This is a genomic window from Microbacterium sp. NPDC055312, from assembly GCF_053645675.1.
This window is the reverse complement of sequence record NZ_JBSHMU010000001.1, coordinates 210,548-225,675: the sequence shown is the minus strand read 5'-3', so window position 1 is coordinate 225,675 and position 15,128 is coordinate 210,548. Positions and strand designations below refer to the sequence as shown.

The window sequence follows — 15,128 nt, the reverse complement described above, 5'->3', positions numbered from 1 at the left end:
CTGCCGCGTGGACCCGCCGTCGTGACCGGGACGGTCATCGCCGGGTCAGACCAGAGCGCCCTCGGGCAGGCCGGTGCGCAGCTCCATCGGCAGGTGGCCGAGGTCGTTGTGGCTGAGCAGCGTCCACGGCCGGCCCTGCTTCTGCGCGATCACGGTGAGTCCGCAGTGCGCCTGGTTGAGGGTCATCCACCGCCAGTCCGGAGCGCCGAGCACCTCGCGCACGAACCATGAGATGACGAAGTTGTGGGTGATCAGCACCTCGTGCACGTCGCCGGTGCGCCGCCGCAGGAACTCGCCGACCGCATCGGCCATCTGCGCGGAGCCCGCCTCGATCTCGGCGTCGCTCACCGAGCCGAAGAACGGTTCGTACACCGAGGGCACGTCGTCGCTCATGCCGCTGGGCACGCAGTCGAACAGCAGCGCCGACGGCATGGGGTCGACCGAGGGAAGGCGAGCGGCGATGGTGCGGGCGGTCTCCGTCGCCCGCAGCAGGGGCGAATGCCAGACGGCGTCCAGGGGAAGCCCGGAGAGCCGATCCGCGATCAGCTCGGCCTGACGTCGTCCTCGAGGCGAGAGCGGTCCGTCGTCGACGCCGTGCTCGGCATCCTGATGCTCGCCATGTCTGACCAGATATATGTAATGCGTCACTGCCCGCTCGCTTCAGCCCGTCCCCCTCGGATGGGCGATTCCAGCTTAGGACACCGCACCGACGCGACGCCGAGGCACGACGCGAGCCGGACGCATGGCGCGCTCAGTCGCCGGCGCGGGTGAGCTCGGCGACCTGCGAGCGCAGCAGCGACACACCGGCACCCTGCATGAGCTCCTCGACGTGCTCGGGTGCGAACGCGTTCACGATCGGCGCGACCACCGTGCGCTGCGCGAGCAGCCAGGCGATCGACACGGCCGCGACCGGCACCGACAGCTCGGCGGCGATGCGGTCGAGCACCCGCAGCACGCGGATGCCACGGCGGTTGAGGTTGCCCTTCATCTGCTCGCCGCGCACGCCTGCGACGGCCGAGGACTTGCTGCGGTGCCGCCCGGAGAGGAATCCGTGCTCGAGGGCGTGGGAGGGTGTGACCGCGAGGTTCTGAGCACCGGCCACCAGACGCAGATCTCCCTCGAACCCGCGACGGCGCACGAGGTTGTACGGCTCGTCGACGACCTCGATGCGCGGGTAGCCGGCCGAGGCGAGGATCCGCGCCTCGACGAGACGCTCCGCGGTGAAGCGGAACGCCCCGACCGAGCGGATCTTGCCCGCGTCGCGCAGCCATTCCACCGTCGCGAGGGTGTCCTCCAGCACCGAGCTGGTGTCGAGCGTGGCATCCAGATACACCACATCGATGCAGTCGACCGCGAGCCGGGTGAGCGAGCCCTCGACCGCGCGGACGAGGTTCACCGACCCGAGACCGGGGTTGTCGGCGTGGGACCCGATGCGCACGCTCAGAGTGATCCGGTCGCGGATGCCGCGCGCGCGAAGCCACTGCCCGATGATGTGCTCGCTGCGTCCGCCGGAGAACCCGTCGGCCGTGTGCACCGCGTTGCCGCCGAACTCGATGAACCGGTCGAGGATCTGGCTGCTGGTGCTCTGGTCGGTGCTCCAGCCGAACTCCGCGGCGCCGAGCATGAGCGGGAAGATCGACAGTCCGGTCTCACCGAGCGGCACCCGGATGCCCTCCCCGACGCCGGGGCCGATCACCGGGATCGGCGCCGAGGGATGCGAATCGAAGCCGGGCGCGGTGCTGGTCGGCGCGCCGGCCGTACCGGCCGCTCCTGTGCCGAAGAGCTTCACATCGCCACCCCCGTAGCTGCGCACCTGCGGTGCGTACTTCGAGGGTAGGTGAGCGCGGGCGCGGTCCCGGTCATCACGGCATCACCGGCGGCAAGTTCTCGTAACGGTTCGATCACATCGGATACGAAAGAACCCGGGATCGCGGCGCTGGGCGCACGATCCCGGGTTCCTCGGTCATGGATGCCGCTCAGCGGGCATCCGGGCGGCTCACGCCTCAGCGGTCTCCGACTCGCCCTCTGCGGGCGCGTCCTCGGTGACCGGCTCGAGCGACAGCTTGCCGCGGTCGTCGATCTTGGTGATGCGCACGAGCAGCTTCTGGCCGACGGAGAGGACGTCCTCGACGTTCTCGACGCGCTTGCCACCGGCGAGCTTGCGCACCTCGGTGACGTGCAGCAGTCCGTCCTTGCCCGGCAGCAGCGACACGAAGGCGCCGAAGGTGGCGATCTTCACGACGGTGCCGAGGAACTGCTCGCCGACCTCCGGGTTGGTGGGGTTGGCGATCGCGTTGACCTGCGCGCGTGCGGCCTCGGCCGACGGGCCGTCGGTCGCGCCGATGTAGACGGTGCCGTCCTCCTCGATGGAGATCTGCGCGCCGGTCTCGTCCTGGATCGCGTTGATCGTCTTGCCCTTCGGGCCGATCAGCTCACCGATCTTGTCGACCGGGATCTGCACGCTGATGACGCGCGGCGCGGTCGGCGCCATCTCGTCGGGAGCGTCGATCGCCGCGTTCAGCACGTTGAGGATCGTCAGACGGGCGTCGCGCGCCTGCGTCAGCGCGCCGGCGAGCACCGACGACGGGATGCCGTCGAGCTTGGTGTCGAGCTGGATCGCGGTGATGAAGTCCGACGTGCCGGCGACCTTGAAGTCCATGTCGCCGAGTGCGTCCTCCGCACCCAGGATGTCGGTGAGGGCGGCGTAGCGGGTCTCACCGTCGACCTCGTCGGACACCAGGCCCATGGCGATGCCTGCGACGGCGGCGCGCAGCGGCACACCGGCGTTCAGCAGCGACAGGGTCGACGCGCAGACGGAGCCCATCGAGGTCGAGCCGTTCGAGCTCAGCGCCTCCGACACCTGGCGGATCGCGTAGGGGAACTCCTCGCGACTCGGCAGCACCGGCACGAGCGCGCGCTCGGCGAGGAAGCCGTGCCCGATCTCGCGACGCTTCGGCGACCCGACGCGGCCGGTCTCACCGGTCGAGTAGGGCGGGAAGTTGTAGTGGTGCATGTAGCGCTTGCTCGTGGTGGGCGACAGCGAGTCGATCTGCTGCTCCATCTTGAGCATGTTCAGCGTGGTGACACCCATGATCTGGGTCTCGCCGCGCTGGAAGATCGCCGAGCCGTGCACGCGCGGGATGACCTGCACCTCCGCGTCGAGCGGACGGATGTCGGCGAGACCCCGGCCGTCCATGCGCACGCCCTCGGTGAGGATGCGTCCGCGGACGATCTTCTTGGTGACCGACTTGTACGCCGCGGAGAACTCCAGCGGGGCCGCAGCGGGCAGCTGTCCGGCCTCGGTCGCCTCGATCAGCTCGGCCTTGACGCGATCCTTGATCGCGTCGTCGGCGTTCTGTCGCTGCTGCTTGTCGGCGATCTGGTAGACGCCCGTCAGCTCGTCGTGGGCGCGACCGGCCACGAAGTCGTAGACCTCCTGGCTGTACGCCGGGAAGACCGGGTACACGCCCGGCTCCTTGGATGCCGTGGCGGCGAGCTCGGCCTGAGCCTTGACGAGCTGGGCGATGAACGGCTTCGCGGCCTCGAGGCCCTCGGCGACGACGTCCTCGTTGGGCTTGGTGGCGCCGGCCTTGATCAGGTTCCAGCTGCCCTCGGTCGCCTCGGCCTCGACCATCATGATCGCGACGTCTTCGGAGCCGTCGGCCTTGGTGACCACGCGGCCCGCGACGATCAGATCGAACACGGCCTCGGAGACCTGCTCGGCGGTGGGGAACGCGACCCACTGGTCGGCGTGCTCGCCGTGGCCGGGGACGAACGCCAGGCGCACACCGGCGATCGGACCCGAGAACGGCAGGCCAGAGATCTGGGTCGATGCGGAGGCGGCGTTGATCGCCAGCGCGTCGTAGTACTCGCCGGGGGCGATCGACAGCACGGTGATGACGATCTGGACCTCGTTGCGCAGGCCGTCGACGAACGACGGACGCAGCGGGCGGTCGATCAGACGGCAGACGAGGATGGCCTCGGTGGAGGGGCGGCCCTCGCGGCGGAAGAACGAGCCGGGGATCTTGCCGGCGGCGTAGGAGCGCTCCTCGACGTCGACCGTCAGCGGGAAGAAGTCGAAGCCCTCACGCGGGTGCTTGCCCGCGCTGGTGGCCGACAGGAGCATCGTCTCGTCGTCGAGGTAGGCCGCGACCGCGCCCTGAGCCTGCTGGGCGAGGCGTCCGGTCTCGAACCGGACGGTGCGGGTGCCGAAGCGGCCGTTGTCGAGAACGGCCTCGGTGGCGGTGATTTCAGGACCTTCCAAGAGGTCTCTCCTTCTTTGTTTAGGCTCGCTCGCCCGTGTGGCGCGCGAGTTGACGCGAAGGAGCGGATGCGGGTAGATACAAGCGCGCGGGAATCCCGCCGATCTCGCCTGCGCTGGCCACCAGTAGAAGACCACCCGGCGCCGTGTGCGACGGGGAACCCACCACAGGGGACCAGCTTCTCAGCCGACCGCTCCGTGAATCGATGTGAAGTTGTGCGGCGCAGACTGCACCACTGTCGATCCTATCAGCGAGGCTGTCCAGGCCGCGTTCACTGCGCGGTTCGGCAGCGGAAACCGCCCGAATCCGCTGTCTTCGCCTAGGCTGACGAGCATGAGCGAAGACAAGGCAGCCTCTTCCGAGGAGATGAAGCGCAAGTTCAGGGAAGCGCTCGACAAGAAGAACGCGCACAGTCGAGGTGGACAGGCGCACCTGGACGGCGACTCCGCCGTTCATGCGACCCATGCCCCGCAGATGAAGCGCGAGTTCCGCCGCAAGAGCGGCTGAGCTGCTTGCGAAGCGAGATGAAGGGCTGCGACACGAATGTCGCAGCCCTTCGTCGTCCGTGAGGCTGACTCGACTCGGCCGTCACTCCCCCGCGAGTCCCCCGAGCAGGTGTCCGAACGAGCGTCCCTCGCCGAGGTAGGTCGCGGGATCGTACGGGTCGACCACCTGGGCCGCGCCGCGCCTGGCGATCGCCCCGGCGAGCTCCTTCGCGCCCTTCTCGACGCGCTTGGCGAGCGGGGCGACCTCGTCGCCCGCGCCGCCCCAGTCGCTCGATGCCGCGAAGACACCGGTCGACACGGGTTCGGCGTGCAGGTAGGCGAACAGCGGACGGATCGCGTAGTCGATGGCCAGCGAGTGCCGGACGGTACCGGCGTTCGCCCCGATGAGCACGGGCTTGCCGGTCAGGGCATCCGGTTCGAGCACGTCGATGAACGACTTGAAGAGCCCGGAGTAGCTCGTCGAGAAGATCGGCGTGACCGCGATGAGCGCGTCGGCCGACACGACGGTGTTGATGGCCGTCTCGAGCGCCGGCGGGGCGAATCCCGTCAGCAGATTGTCGGTGATGTCATGCGCCAGGTCACGCAGCTCGATCACATCGACCTTCACGTCGATGTCCCGCTCTCGCAGCGCCTTCGCGGTCTCCGCCGCCAGCCGGTCGGCGAGCATGCGCGTGGACGAGGGGTTCGACAGGCCGGCCGAGACGACGGCGATGCGACGTTCGCTCATCTCAGGCATCCTTCCGGCCGAGTCCGAACGCCGCACCCGCGGGGACCGGCGCGTCCTGGTAGGGGGATCCGGCAGTGAGGTTGTCTCCGCGGTTCGCGGACGGGCGCGCCTGACGCGAGGGCCCGTCGCCGTACACCGCACGCACCCGCGCGGCGTGCGTGGGGGCATCCGGAACCGTCTCGGGACGATTCTTCGCGAGCTCGCGGCGCAGCACCGGCACGACCTCGCCGCCGAGGATGTCGAGCTGCTCGAGCACGGTCTTCAGTGGAAGACCGGCGTGGTCGATGAGGAACAGCTGCCGCTGGAAGTCGCCGAACGCGTCGCGCATCGACGCGTAGCGGTCGATGACCTGCTGCGGCGATCCGACCGTCAGCGGCGTCATCTCGGTGAAGTCCTCCATGCTGGGGCCGTGACCGTAGACGGGCGCATTGTCGAAGTACGGGCGGAACTGCGTCACGGCGTCCTGGGACCTGGCTGCCATGAAGACCTGCCCGCCGATGCCCACGATGGCCTGCTCGGGTGTGCCGTGGCCGTAGTGGGCGTAGCGCTGGCGGTACAGCTCGATGAGGCGCTGGTAGTGCTCCTTGGGCCAGAAGATGTTGTTCGCGAAGAAGCCGTCGCCGTAGTAGGCGGCCTGCTCGGCGATCTCGGGCGTGCGGATGGACCCGTGCCAGACGAACGGCGCCACACCGTCGAGCGGCCGCGGCGTGGAGGTGAAGCCCTGCAGCGAGGTGCGGAACTTCCCCTCCCAGTCCACGACGTCCTCGTCCCACAGCTTGCGCAGCAGAGCGTAGTTCTCGATCGCGAGCGGCAGGCCCTGGCGGATGTCCTTGCCGAACCACGGGTAGACCGGACCGGTGTTGCCGCGGCCGAGCATGAGGTCCATGCGCCCGTCGGTGACATGCTGCAGCATCGCGTACTCCTCGGCGATGCGCACGGGGTCGTTCGTGGTGATCAGCGTCGTCGAGGTGGACACGATCAGTCGCTCGGTCTGGGCGGCGACGTGCGCGAGGAAGGTCGTCGGGCTCGACGACCAGAACGGCGGGTTGTGGTGCTCGCCGATCGCGAAGACGTCGAGGCCGACCTCTTCCGCGTGCCGAGCGATCGCGGCGGTCGCCTTGATGCGCTCGGCCTCGCTCGGGGTCACGCCGGTCGTCGGATCCTGCGTGATGTCGCTGACCGACATGATGCCGAACTGCACCGGGTTCTGCTCGTTCACTGTCTCTCTCCGCTCCGGATGCCCGGAGGCATCCGTTCTATGCACTTGAATGTACTTGATGGAACCCCGAAGCGGCCACTTTATTCCCGCGTATCCGCAACCGCTAACCTCGTGCCATGAGCAGTGCCGAGCAGCATCCGCCGTCCACCGCGACGACCGGCACCGCCGCACGGCCTCGTCGCCGGGTTCCGTTCTGGGACAACGCGCGGTTCGCGTGCATCGTACTGGTCGTGGTCGGGCACGGCACTCAGCGGCTGATCTACGACTCCGACGTCTCGTACGCGTTCTATCTGTGGGTGTACGCGTTCCACATGCCCGCCTTCGCGATCATCTCCGGGTACTTCTCGAAGGCGGGAAGCCCCACGAAGCGCCAGATGGCTCGCGTGATCACCGACATCCTCGTCCCGTACGTGATCTTCGAGGGGCTGTGGACCCTCACCAAGTGGCTGGTCGAGGGACGGGCCGACCCGAATCTCACGCAGCCCTCGTGGACGCTGTGGTTCCTGCTCGCCCTGGGCATCTTCCGTCTGGTGCTCCCCTACCTCGCCCTGCTGCGGTGGCCCCTCGCCTGGGCCCTCGTGATCTCGGTCGGTGTCGGATACGTGGCGAACGTCGACAGCACGTTCTCGCTGTCCCGCACGCTGGGACTGCTGTTCTTCTTCACTCTCGGGTGGTGGCTCAGGGAGCGCGATGTGGTGCGCCGGCTGCACCTCATCGAGTACCGGCCGTGGTGGGTGCGCGCCACCGCGCTCGCCGTTCTCGTCGCGTGGGGCGCCGCCTGCTGGCTCTGGCTGGATGTCTGGGATGCCATCGACCTCAGGCACTGGCTGTTCTACGACGACTCCTACGCCGACCTCGGCGGCGAGCAGTGGTGGGCTGGCGGCATCCGGCTCGGGCTCATCGTGCTGGCGGTCCTGCTCAGCGCCTGCTTCTTCGCGCTGCTGCCGCGGGGCACCCAGCGCTGGACGACACTGGGCCAGTACACGATGTACGTCTATCTGCTGCACTCCTTCGTGCTCTACCCGTTCCGCGAGTCGGGTGTGCTGCGCGGCCTGAGCCCGACCTGGATCTGGCTTCCGCTGATCATCGCGCTCTCCGTCGGCATCGCTTTCGCGCTCTCGTCGAAACCGGTGCGCTCGCTGTTCCGTCCGCTGATCGAGCCGCGCCCGCGATGGATGTTCCGCGACCCCGAGCTGGTGTCGGGAAGCGACCACCGCAGCGACCCGACCGGGTCCCGCCGCAGCCGCTGACCCGATCAGTCGAACGGGGCCGAGCCGAACTCCACGATCGCGTGCAGGGCATCGAGGTGCGCTCGGAAGGCATCGCGCCCCTCAGCTGTCCCCGCCACCCAGGTGCGCGGGCGGCTGCCTACCCGGCCCCGTCTGACCTGCACGTAGCCGACCGCCTCGAGCGCCGAGATCGCCTTGCTCAGCGCGGAGTCGGATACCTGGAGGATGCTGCCCAGCGTGGCGAAGTCAAGCTCGAGATCCTCGCCGAGCGCGGCCATGAGGGAGAAGCGGATGGGACTCGCGAAGCTGTCGTCGAGTCGCAGTCGCGGGTGCGGCCGCCGTGGTCGTTCAGGCATGCCGCCGCTCCAGCGCCACACCGAGAACGAAGGCCAGAGCGACCACCGCGCCCGCGGTGTATCCCGCAGCGGCGAGCGGAAGCGCGGTGAATTGCGCCAGCAGCACCAGCGCCACGAGGATTCCCCCGGCGCTCGCGAAGCAGCTCCAGTGGAAGCCGCCCCAGGCCGCGGCGGCACGGGAGCCACCGGCGCCCGTCGCAGACAGCAGCCATGCCACGAGCGCCAGCATCACGACGAGGTTGGCGACATTGGCGACGATTGGAGACGGCGTGGCGACGCAGGCGGTCATCGCACCGACCGCCATGCCGATGCCGATCGTCTCTACCCCGACTCGGCGGTCGAAGCGGGCTCGCTGCCGCGACGCGCGTTCGGGTGCGGCACGCCTGCGTTCGTCGGCGGCCAGGATGCCGAAGAGCAGGAGGGAGAGCAGAGCCGGAACGAGCCGTGCGGGGATGGGGATGTCGAGGCCGAGCGAGAGCGCGGCGAGCGATCCGACCACCACGACGACGAGCAGCACAACCACCGTCATGCGCAGCCGCTGCTCCCGGCCTCGGCGCTGAAACCCGTACTCCTCACGCAGGGTGGTGGCCAGCTGCGTCCAGATGAGAAACGGCGCGACCAACGCGATGACGTTCACACGGTCCGTCGGCGGGAAGCTGAGCATGAGCGCGACCAGGTAGACCGCGAACGCCACGCCCTCGATGAGCAGCAGCCGCGCGGCGCCGCGCCGATCGATCAGTGCCTCGCGGCGCTTCGCGACGCGCGCGGACTCAGCGAGGTACGCGCGCGCGACATCCGCGGACGGCGGTTCATAGGGCCGCAGGCCCGGCTCCGGTCGGTGCTCCATGCCGCTTCTCGCCTTCCACTCGGAAACTCACACACTTTCCTACAGGAAAGCGACAGAGGCGGCAAGCGAATACAGGAATGACGAGAGCCGCCCCACACCGTGGGGCGGCTCTCCAAGAATGTTCTGCGCGATTGAACGCTGGTCGACTACCGGCGCAGACCGAGACGCTCGATGAGCGAGCGGTAACGGTTGATGTCGACGTCCTGCAGGTAACCCAGCAGGCGACGGCGCTGACCGACGAGCAGGAAAAGGCCACGGCGCGAGTGGTGGTCGTGCTTGTGTGCCTTGAGGTGCTCGGTGAGGTCCTTGATGCGCTGCGTCAGCATTGCGACCTGCACCTCGGGGGATCCGGTGTCACCGGGGTGCGTCGCGTACTCTTCGATGATCGCCTTCTTGACGTCTGCTTCCAGTGCCATAGATTCGATCCCCTCTCTGCTTGCTGCGCGGTGCCCGACGCCGAATGCGTGGGCTCTCTTTATCCGCGGCCGATCAAACGGCAACCTCGAAAGTCTACCAGCATCCCGACGTCTCGATACGCACCGGTAGCCTCGACGGGTGCCGTTCTCCCGCGCCCTTCTGATCGATCTCAGCCCGCTGAGATCCAGCCCGGCCTTCGCACGCATGTGGATCGGCTCTGCCCTCGCCGGGGTCGGTGGCCAGCTCACGATCGTGACCGTGATGCTGCACGTGTTCGAGCTGACCGCCAGCACATTCGCGGTGTCCATGATCGCGGTCGCTGGCCTGGCGCCCATGATCCTCGCCGGACTCTACGGCGGGATGCTGGCCGACGCCTTCGACCGGCGGCGCGTGGCGCTGATCGCGGCGACCGTCGCCTTCGCGGCGACGGCACTGCTCTCTGCGCTGACGTGGACGGGCACGGAGACGATCTGGTGGCTCTACGGGCTCAGCATGGTCATCGCGGCCGCCAACTCGGTGGGCATGGCGACCCGCACGGCGATCGTGCCGCGCCTGATTCCGCTGAATCAGCTCGCGGCGGCGTCGGCGCTGAACGGCGTCGCCTTCGGCCTGACCGTGATGATCGGCCCCGCCGTGGCGGGCGTGCTGGTCGCACTGACCGGCTTCGGGTGGACGTACACGATCGATGTCGTCCTCATGCTGTGCATGTTCCTCGGGCTGTGGACGCTGCCTCCCCTGCAGCCCGAGGGCACGATCGTCCGGCCGGGGCTGGCATCCCTCGTCGACGGATGGCGATTCCTGCGCCGGGCGGGCAACATCCGCGCGCAGTTCCTGCTCGACATCGCCGCGATGACCTTCGGCAACCCGCTCGCCCTGTACCCGGCGCTCGGCACGGTGCTGCTCGGCGGCGGCGCCGTGACGACGGGATTGCTCACCGCCTCGGTTGCGGTCGGCACCTTCGCGTCCAGCCTGTTCTCGGGGCGGGTCGTGCAGTACCGCCGGCACGGCGTCGGCATCGCCCGCGCGGTGCAGGCGTACGGGGCGACGATCGCGCTGTTCGGGACGATTCTGCTCATCGGGGTGTTCCTGCCCCCGGCATCCGAGCACTTCCCGAACGTCCCGCTCATCGCCGTCGCCTGCATCGCGCTCGCCCTCTCGGGAGCGGCCGACAACATCAGCTCGATCTACCGCAACACGATGATGCAGGCCGCGGTGCCGGACGCCATGCGCGGACGTCTGCAGGGCGTCTTCATCATCGTCGTCACCGGCGGGCCGCGACTCGGCGCGCTGTACGCCGGCACTCTGGCCACACTCACCGCACTGTGGTTCCCGCCGCTGCTGGGCGGGATGCTGGTGATCGGCCTCGCCCTCACGATCGCCCGGCTCACCCCGCGCTTCCGCGCCTACGACGCGCTGAACCCGGAGGCCTGAGCCGCTCGTGGCGGCTCGACCCCCGGGCTCGGGATGCCGTCGCAATCAGGCCTGCAGGGTGCCCTGCAGGTCGAGGTTGATCGTGATGTCCTTACCGACGAGCACGCCACCGGTCTCGAGAGCGGCGTTCCAGGTCAGACCGAAGTCCTCCCGGTTGATCACCGTCGTGGCCGAGGCCCCGGCCTTGTAGTTGCCCCACGGGTCGGTGCCGAAGCCACCGAAGTCGAACTCGAAGCTCACCGGCTTCGTGACCCCGCGGATGGTGAGGTCACCGTCGACGAAGAAGTCGCCGTCCTCGACGCGCGCTCCGGTGGAGACGAACTCCATGGTCGGGAAGTTCTCGACGTCGAAGAAGTCTGCCGAACGCAGGTGGTTGTCGCGACCCTCGTCCTTGGTGTCGACGGACGCGACGTCGACGCTCGCGTCGACCGTGGCATCGAGCGGGTTCTCGGGTGCGGTGAGCGTGGCGTTCTTGATACCGAAGGAGCCGCGCACCTTCGAGATCATCATGTGGCGCACGCTGAAGGTGACCTCGCTGTGGCTCGGGTCCAGGACCCAGGTGCCGGGACGATAGCCGGGGATCTCGATCGACATGTGTGTGTTCTCCTTGATGGTCATACGTGCGCTGTCGCGCCGTACCGAGGATAACTTACATTCACGTGCATATATTCCCGTGATATCGGATCGATGCGAGAACCCCCGCCCACTGAAGTGGACGGGGGTTCCCTGGACACGGATCCGCTCAGCCGACCGCGACGAGGTCGATGATGAAGATGAGGGTCTTGCCCGAGAGGAAGTGTCCGGATCCGGCCGCGCCGTAAGCGAGGTGCGGCGGGATGACGAGCTCACGGCGTCCGCCGACCTTCATCCCGGGGATGCCGTCCTGCCAACCCTGGATCAGGCCGCGCAGCGGGAACTGGATGGTCTCGCCTCGGCCCCACGACGAGTCGAACTCCTCACCGGAGTCGTACTCGACACCGGCGTAGTGCACGGTGACGGTGTCGCCGGGCTTTGCCTCGGCGCCGTCGCCCTCGACGATGTCGCGGATGACGAGATCTGCGGGGGCGGGTCCGGTGGGAGCGTCGAACTCGGGCTTCGTGCGTTCAGTCATGACTCCATCCAACCCCGGCACGCGTGCCCCGGTCAATGCGAGACATCCGCTGAGCGCGTAACGCGATCCGCCGAGTCAGTCTCGATCGGTGACGTCGCGGGACAGTCGCTGCGACACCCAGACCGGGATGAAGGATGCCAGGATGACCACCGTCGCGACGACGTTCACCACGTTCGCCTCGTTCGGCCTGGCCATCTGGTTCATGATCCACAGCGGCAGCGTGTCGACACCGGGTGGCGCGGTGAAGATCGTGACATAGACCTCGTCGAAGCTGAGCGCGAAGGCGAGAATCGCACCGGCGACCAGGGCGCTGCGGAACTGCGGGAAGGTCACCATCCGGAAGGTCTGCCACGGCGTCGCCCCGAGATCCTGCGACGCCTCTTCGAGGCTCGGGTTCATGCGACGCAGACGCGCGAGCACGTTGTTGAACACCATCACGATGCAGAAGGTGCCGTGCGCGATGATCATCCCCCAGAAGCCGACCTGGATGCCGATCGGCTCGAGCATCTGGTTGTAGGTGTTGTTCAGCGCGACGCCGGTGACGATGCCCGGCAGCGCGATCGGCAGCACGACGAGGAGGTTCACGGAGCGCTGCCCGAAGAAGCGGTAGCGCTGCAGGGCGAAGGCGACCAGCGTGCCCAGCACCAGCGCGATCGCCGTGGCGCCGGTGGCGACCAGCACCGAGTTGAGCACCGCATCGCGGACCGGCTGGCTGGTGAACGCCCGGGCCCACCACTCCAGCCCGAAGCCGGCGACCGGCCAGCTCGCGATGCGTGCGGAGTTGAAGGAGTTCAGCACCACGAGCATGAGCGGGATGTACATGAACGCGAGGATGATCGCGACGATGACCCCGAGGACGATCTTGGAGGTGCGCGACAGTCTCAGCATGGTCGGCTCACATCCTTTCCAGGGCGCCGGTGCGCTGCACGCTCACCAGGTAGATGACGACGAAGGCGATGGGCACTACCGAGAACGCTGCGGCGAGCGGCGGGTTCAGGTTGATGTTCGACGCGATGACGCTTCCGATCATCTGCGTGTCGCCGCCGACGAACTTCGCGACGAGGTAGTCGCCGAGGCTCAGCGAGAAGGTGAACACGGATCCGGCGATGATCGCCGGCTTGATGAGCGGCAGCACGACCGTGCGGATGGTGCGCCACGACCCTGCACCCAGGTCGGCCGCGGCGTCGAACAGGTTCGCGGGCAGCTGGCGGATCGCCGTGTAGACGGGCACAGCCATGTACGGCAGCCAGAGGTAGGTGAGGGTGAGCACCACCGTGAAGACGGTGAAACCGGGCCCCGTGATGCCGAGCGGTGCCAGCATCCAGTTGAAGAAGCCCTGCTCGGTGAACGTGATGCGCATCGCGATGACCTTCACGAGATAGCCGGCCCACAGCGGCAGGGTGATCGAGACGGCCAGCACCGCTCGCAGCCACGGCGAGGCGACCTTCGCCATGAAGATCCCCAGCGGAACGGAGATGAGGATCGCCAGCGCGGTGACGCCGAGCGCGATGCCGAGGGTGCGCAGCGCGGTGGATGCGTACGCCGGGTTCGCGACGAGCTGCTGGAAGTTGCCGAAGGTGAAGCCGGGCTTGACCTTCGAGGTGAACGGATCGGTGATCCAGAACGCCGTCACCAGCAGCATCACGAGCGAGAAGATGTAGATGCCGATCAGCCAGGCCATGGGCAGTGCCAGCAGGCCGGCGATGCGTGCGCGCCGCGTCATGTCGTTCCTGTCGTCGTCGAGAGGGTGGGATCCGGGGCGGAGGAGCTCTCCCCCGCCCCGGCCGGGCCGGATCAGCCCTTGACGCTGGTCCAGGCGTCGGTCCACTGCTGGAAGTTGGTGCACTTCACATCGGTGCGGCCGTCGATGCACTGCTCGATCGGGGTGGTCCAGAACCACACCTTCTTGAAGTACTCCTCGTTCGTGGCGTTGTAGTACTCGCAGTGCGCCTTCGCCTCTCCGCTCGTGTCGCAGAAGGCGGCGTTGGCGGGTGCCATTCCGAAGTTCATCGCGATCGCGCCGTTGACCTCCGGCGAGGAGGCGTAGTCCATCCACGCGTACGCGCAGTTCGGGTTCTTCGACTCCGCGGCCAGCATCCAGGCATCCGACCATCCGGTCGAGCCCTCCTCGGGCAGCACGCTCTTGTACTTGTCGTCTTCGGTGAGCTTGCGCAGCACCTCCCACGAGGTGCCGAGCACCGTCGTGCCGCCGGCGAACGAGGTGATCTGCGCGGCGGGATCGGCCCAGTACTCCGAGACGATCTCGTTCTGCTGCTTGAGCAGGTCGACCGCGGCCTTGAGCTGCTTCTCGTCGAGCGCGTACGGGTTCTTGATGCCGAGATCCGGCTCGTGCGCCATCAGGTAGACCGCGGCGTCGGCGATGTAGATGGGCGCGTCGTAGGCGATCACCTTGCCGGCGTACGGGCTGTCCTTCTCCCACGCGACGTCCCAGCTGGTGGGCTCCTCGGTGACGACCTCGCTGTTGTACTGCAGGATGTTCGCGCCGCGACCGATCGGGATGCCGTAGGACTTGCCGTTGATGGTGTCGTAGATCTGGCCCTTCATGCCCTCCACGATGTCGTCGCCGAAGTGCGGGATGAGGTCGAGGTTCAGCGGCTGCACGTCACCGCCGGCGATCAGGCGCAGACTGGCATCGCCCGACGCGGAAACGAGGTCGTAGTCGCCGGTGCGCATGAGCTGCACCATCTCGTCGCTCGTGCCGGCCACGCGACGGTTGACCGTGCAGCCGGTGTCGGCGGTGAACGCGTCGGCCCAGGCCGGCTCCACGAAGCCGGACCACGCGACGATGTTCACCTCCTTCTCGTTGTCGCCGAGCTTGTCCATCATCGGGACGTCGGGGACGTCGATCGAGAGGCCTCCGGCGTCGTTCGCCGAGTCGGTCGTGCTCGAGCAGCCTGACAGCGCGAGGGCTGCGGCTGCGGTGAGGGCCGAGACGGCCAGGATCTTCTTTCGCATGGATCTCTCCTTTGTGATCGCGGTGCGCGGGTGGGGTTGCGGAAGGA

16 protein-coding genes are annotated in these 15,128 nt (G+C 68.0%); 3 read left to right on the top strand and 13 right to left on the bottom strand.

Features of this window, described 5'->3' with window-relative positions; all coding sequences use genetic code 11:
- Positions 1–45 precede the first annotated feature (45 nt).
- The 3 genes from ACWIDW_RS01035 to ACWIDW_RS01025 all read right to left on the bottom strand — a co-directional run bounded on the left by ACWIDW_RS01035 (position 46) and on the right by ACWIDW_RS01025 (position 4,264).
- Positions 46–648 (bottom strand): histidine phosphatase family protein, encoded by a 603-nt coding sequence (locus ACWIDW_RS01035; RefSeq protein WP_454122248.1) that lies wholly within the window; start codon positions 646–648, stop codon positions 46–48.
- A 103-nt stretch (positions 649–751) separates the two neighbouring features.
- Complete coding sequence (locus ACWIDW_RS01030) at positions 752–1,813, bottom strand: aldo/keto reductase (RefSeq protein ID WP_454122246.1); 1,062 nt, start codon at positions 1,811–1,813, stop codon at positions 752–754.
- 183 nt (positions 1,814–1,996) lie between these two features.
- Positions 1,997–4,264, bottom strand: coding sequence for a polyribonucleotide nucleotidyltransferase (locus tag ACWIDW_RS01025; RefSeq protein WP_454122244.1), 2,268 nt, complete (start codon positions 4,262–4,264; stop codon positions 1,997–1,999).
- Between the two features lie 331 nt (positions 4,265–4,595).
- Between ACWIDW_RS01025 and ACWIDW_RS01020 the strand changes: the two genes are divergently transcribed.
- A complete protein-coding gene (locus ACWIDW_RS01020) occupies positions 4,596–4,769 on the top strand; it encodes a DUF5302 domain-containing protein (RefSeq protein WP_454122242.1) in 174 nt (57 codons plus the stop codon).
- 81 nt (positions 4,770–4,850) lie between these two features.
- Here the strand turns inward: ACWIDW_RS01020 and ACWIDW_RS01015 are convergent, their stop codons facing one another.
- The gene (locus ACWIDW_RS01015) at positions 4,851–5,495 is read right to left on the bottom strand and encodes an FMN reductase (protein ID WP_454122241.1); all 645 of its coding nucleotides are present in this window, start codon (positions 5,493–5,495) and stop codon (positions 4,851–4,853) included.
- Between the two features lies 1 nt (position 5,496).
- Entirely contained in the window at positions 5,497–6,714 is a 1,218-nt protein-coding gene (locus tag ACWIDW_RS01010) for an LLM class flavin-dependent oxidoreductase (RefSeq protein WP_454122239.1), read from the bottom strand.
- Between the two features lie 116 nt (positions 6,715–6,830).
- On the opposite strand from ACWIDW_RS01010, the gene ACWIDW_RS01005 reads away from it, so the two are divergent.
- A complete protein-coding gene (locus ACWIDW_RS01005) occupies positions 6,831–7,964 on the top strand; it encodes an acyltransferase family protein (protein WP_454122237.1) in 1,134 nt (377 codons plus the stop codon).
- A gap of 5 nt (positions 7,965–7,969) precedes the next feature.
- On the opposite strand, the gene ACWIDW_RS01000 is transcribed toward ACWIDW_RS01005, so the two are convergent.
- The 3 genes from ACWIDW_RS01000 to rpsO form a co-directional block, all read right to left on the bottom strand.
- Entirely contained in the window at positions 7,970–8,299 is a 330-nt protein-coding gene (locus ACWIDW_RS01000) for a transcriptional regulator (protein WP_454122235.1), read from the bottom strand.
- Positions 8,292–9,146: a hypothetical protein gene (locus ACWIDW_RS00995; RefSeq protein ID WP_454122234.1), complete on the bottom strand. Its 855-nt coding sequence runs from the start codon at positions 9,144–9,146 to the stop codon at positions 8,292–8,294. Before ACWIDW_RS00995 ends, ACWIDW_RS01000 begins: the two co-directional genes overlap by 8 nt.
- A 146-nt stretch (positions 9,147–9,292) precedes the next feature.
- The gene (gene rpsO / locus ACWIDW_RS00990; protein WP_071642334.1) at positions 9,293–9,562 is read right to left on the bottom strand and encodes a 30S ribosomal protein S15; all 270 of its coding nucleotides are present in this window, start codon (positions 9,560–9,562) and stop codon (positions 9,293–9,295) included.
- A gap of 205 nt (positions 9,563–9,767) precedes the next feature.
- On the opposite strand from rpsO, the gene ACWIDW_RS00985 reads away from it, so the two are divergent.
- A complete protein-coding gene (locus ACWIDW_RS00985; RefSeq protein WP_454123225.1) occupies positions 9,768–10,994 on the top strand; it encodes an MFS transporter in 1,227 nt (408 codons plus the stop codon).
- Positions 10,995–11,039: 45 nt separating this feature from the next.
- Here ACWIDW_RS00985 and ACWIDW_RS00980 read toward each other — a convergent pair whose 3' ends face one another.
- The 5 genes from ACWIDW_RS00980 to ACWIDW_RS00960 all read right to left on the bottom strand — a co-directional run bounded on the left by ACWIDW_RS00980 (position 11,040) and on the right by ACWIDW_RS00960 (position 15,081).
- Positions 11,040–11,588 (bottom strand): YceI family protein, encoded by a 549-nt coding sequence (locus tag ACWIDW_RS00980; protein ID WP_454122232.1) that lies wholly within the window; start codon positions 11,586–11,588, stop codon positions 11,040–11,042.
- Between the two features lie 148 nt (positions 11,589–11,736).
- Positions 11,737–12,105, bottom strand: a complete 369-nt coding sequence (locus ACWIDW_RS00975; protein ID WP_454122230.1) for an FKBP-type peptidyl-prolyl cis-trans isomerase — start codon at positions 12,103–12,105, stop codon at positions 11,737–11,739.
- Positions 12,106–12,180: 75 nt separating this feature from the next.
- Entirely contained in the window at positions 12,181–12,993 is an 813-nt protein-coding gene (locus ACWIDW_RS00970) for an ABC transporter permease (protein WP_454122228.1), read from the bottom strand.
- A gap of 7 nt (positions 12,994–13,000) precedes the next feature.
- A complete protein-coding gene (locus tag ACWIDW_RS00965) occupies positions 13,001–13,828 on the bottom strand; it encodes an ABC transporter permease (RefSeq protein WP_454122226.1) in 828 nt (275 codons plus the stop codon).
- 71 nt (positions 13,829–13,899) lie between these two features.
- Positions 13,900–15,081, bottom strand: coding sequence for an extracellular solute-binding protein (locus tag ACWIDW_RS00960; RefSeq protein ID WP_454122225.1), 1,182 nt, complete (start codon positions 15,079–15,081; stop codon positions 13,900–13,902).
- Positions 15,082–15,128 lie beyond the last annotated feature (47 nt).

Excerpts from the sequence above, each read along its gene's own strand:
- ACWIDW_RS01020 (WP_454122242.1), top strand. The coding sequence starts at position 4,596 with ATGAGCGAAGACAAGGCAGCCTCTTCCGAGGAGATGAAGCGCAAGTTC.
- ACWIDW_RS01015 (WP_454122241.1), bottom strand. The coding sequence starts at position 5,495 with ATGAGCGAACGTCGCATCGCCGTCGTCTCGGCCGGCCTGTCGAACCCC.
- ACWIDW_RS01005 (WP_454122237.1), top strand. The coding sequence starts at position 6,831 with ATGAGCAGTGCCGAGCAGCATCCGCCGTCCACCGCGACGACCGGCACC.
- ACWIDW_RS01000 (WP_454122235.1), bottom strand. The coding sequence starts at position 8,299 with ATGCCTGAACGACCACGGCGGCCGCACCCGCGACTGCGACTCGACGAC.
- ACWIDW_RS00995 (WP_454122234.1), bottom strand. The coding sequence starts at position 9,146 with ATGGAGCACCGACCGGAGCCGGGCCTGCGGCCCTATGAACCGCCGTCC.
- rpsO (WP_071642334.1), bottom strand. The coding sequence starts at position 9,562 with ATGGCACTGGAAGCAGACGTCAAGAAGGCGATCATCGAAGAGTACGCG.
- ACWIDW_RS00985 (WP_454123225.1), top strand. The coding sequence starts at position 9,768 with ATGTGGATCGGCTCTGCCCTCGCCGGGGTCGGTGGCCAGCTCACGATC.
- ACWIDW_RS00980 (WP_454122232.1), bottom strand. The coding sequence starts at position 11,588 with ATGTCGATCGAGATCCCCGGCTATCGTCCCGGCACCTGGGTCCTGGAC.
- ACWIDW_RS00975 (WP_454122230.1), bottom strand. The coding sequence starts at position 12,105 with ATGACTGAACGCACGAAGCCCGAGTTCGACGCTCCCACCGGACCCGCC.
- ACWIDW_RS00970 (WP_454122228.1), bottom strand. The coding sequence starts at position 12,993 with ATGCTGAGACTGTCGCGCACCTCCAAGATCGTCCTCGGGGTCATCGTC.
- ACWIDW_RS00965 (WP_454122226.1), bottom strand. The coding sequence starts at position 13,828 with ATGACGCGGCGCGCACGCATCGCCGGCCTGCTGGCACTGCCCATGGCC.
- ACWIDW_RS00960 (WP_454122225.1), bottom strand. The coding sequence starts at position 15,081 with ATGCGAAAGAAGATCCTGGCCGTCTCGGCCCTCACCGCAGCCGCAGCC.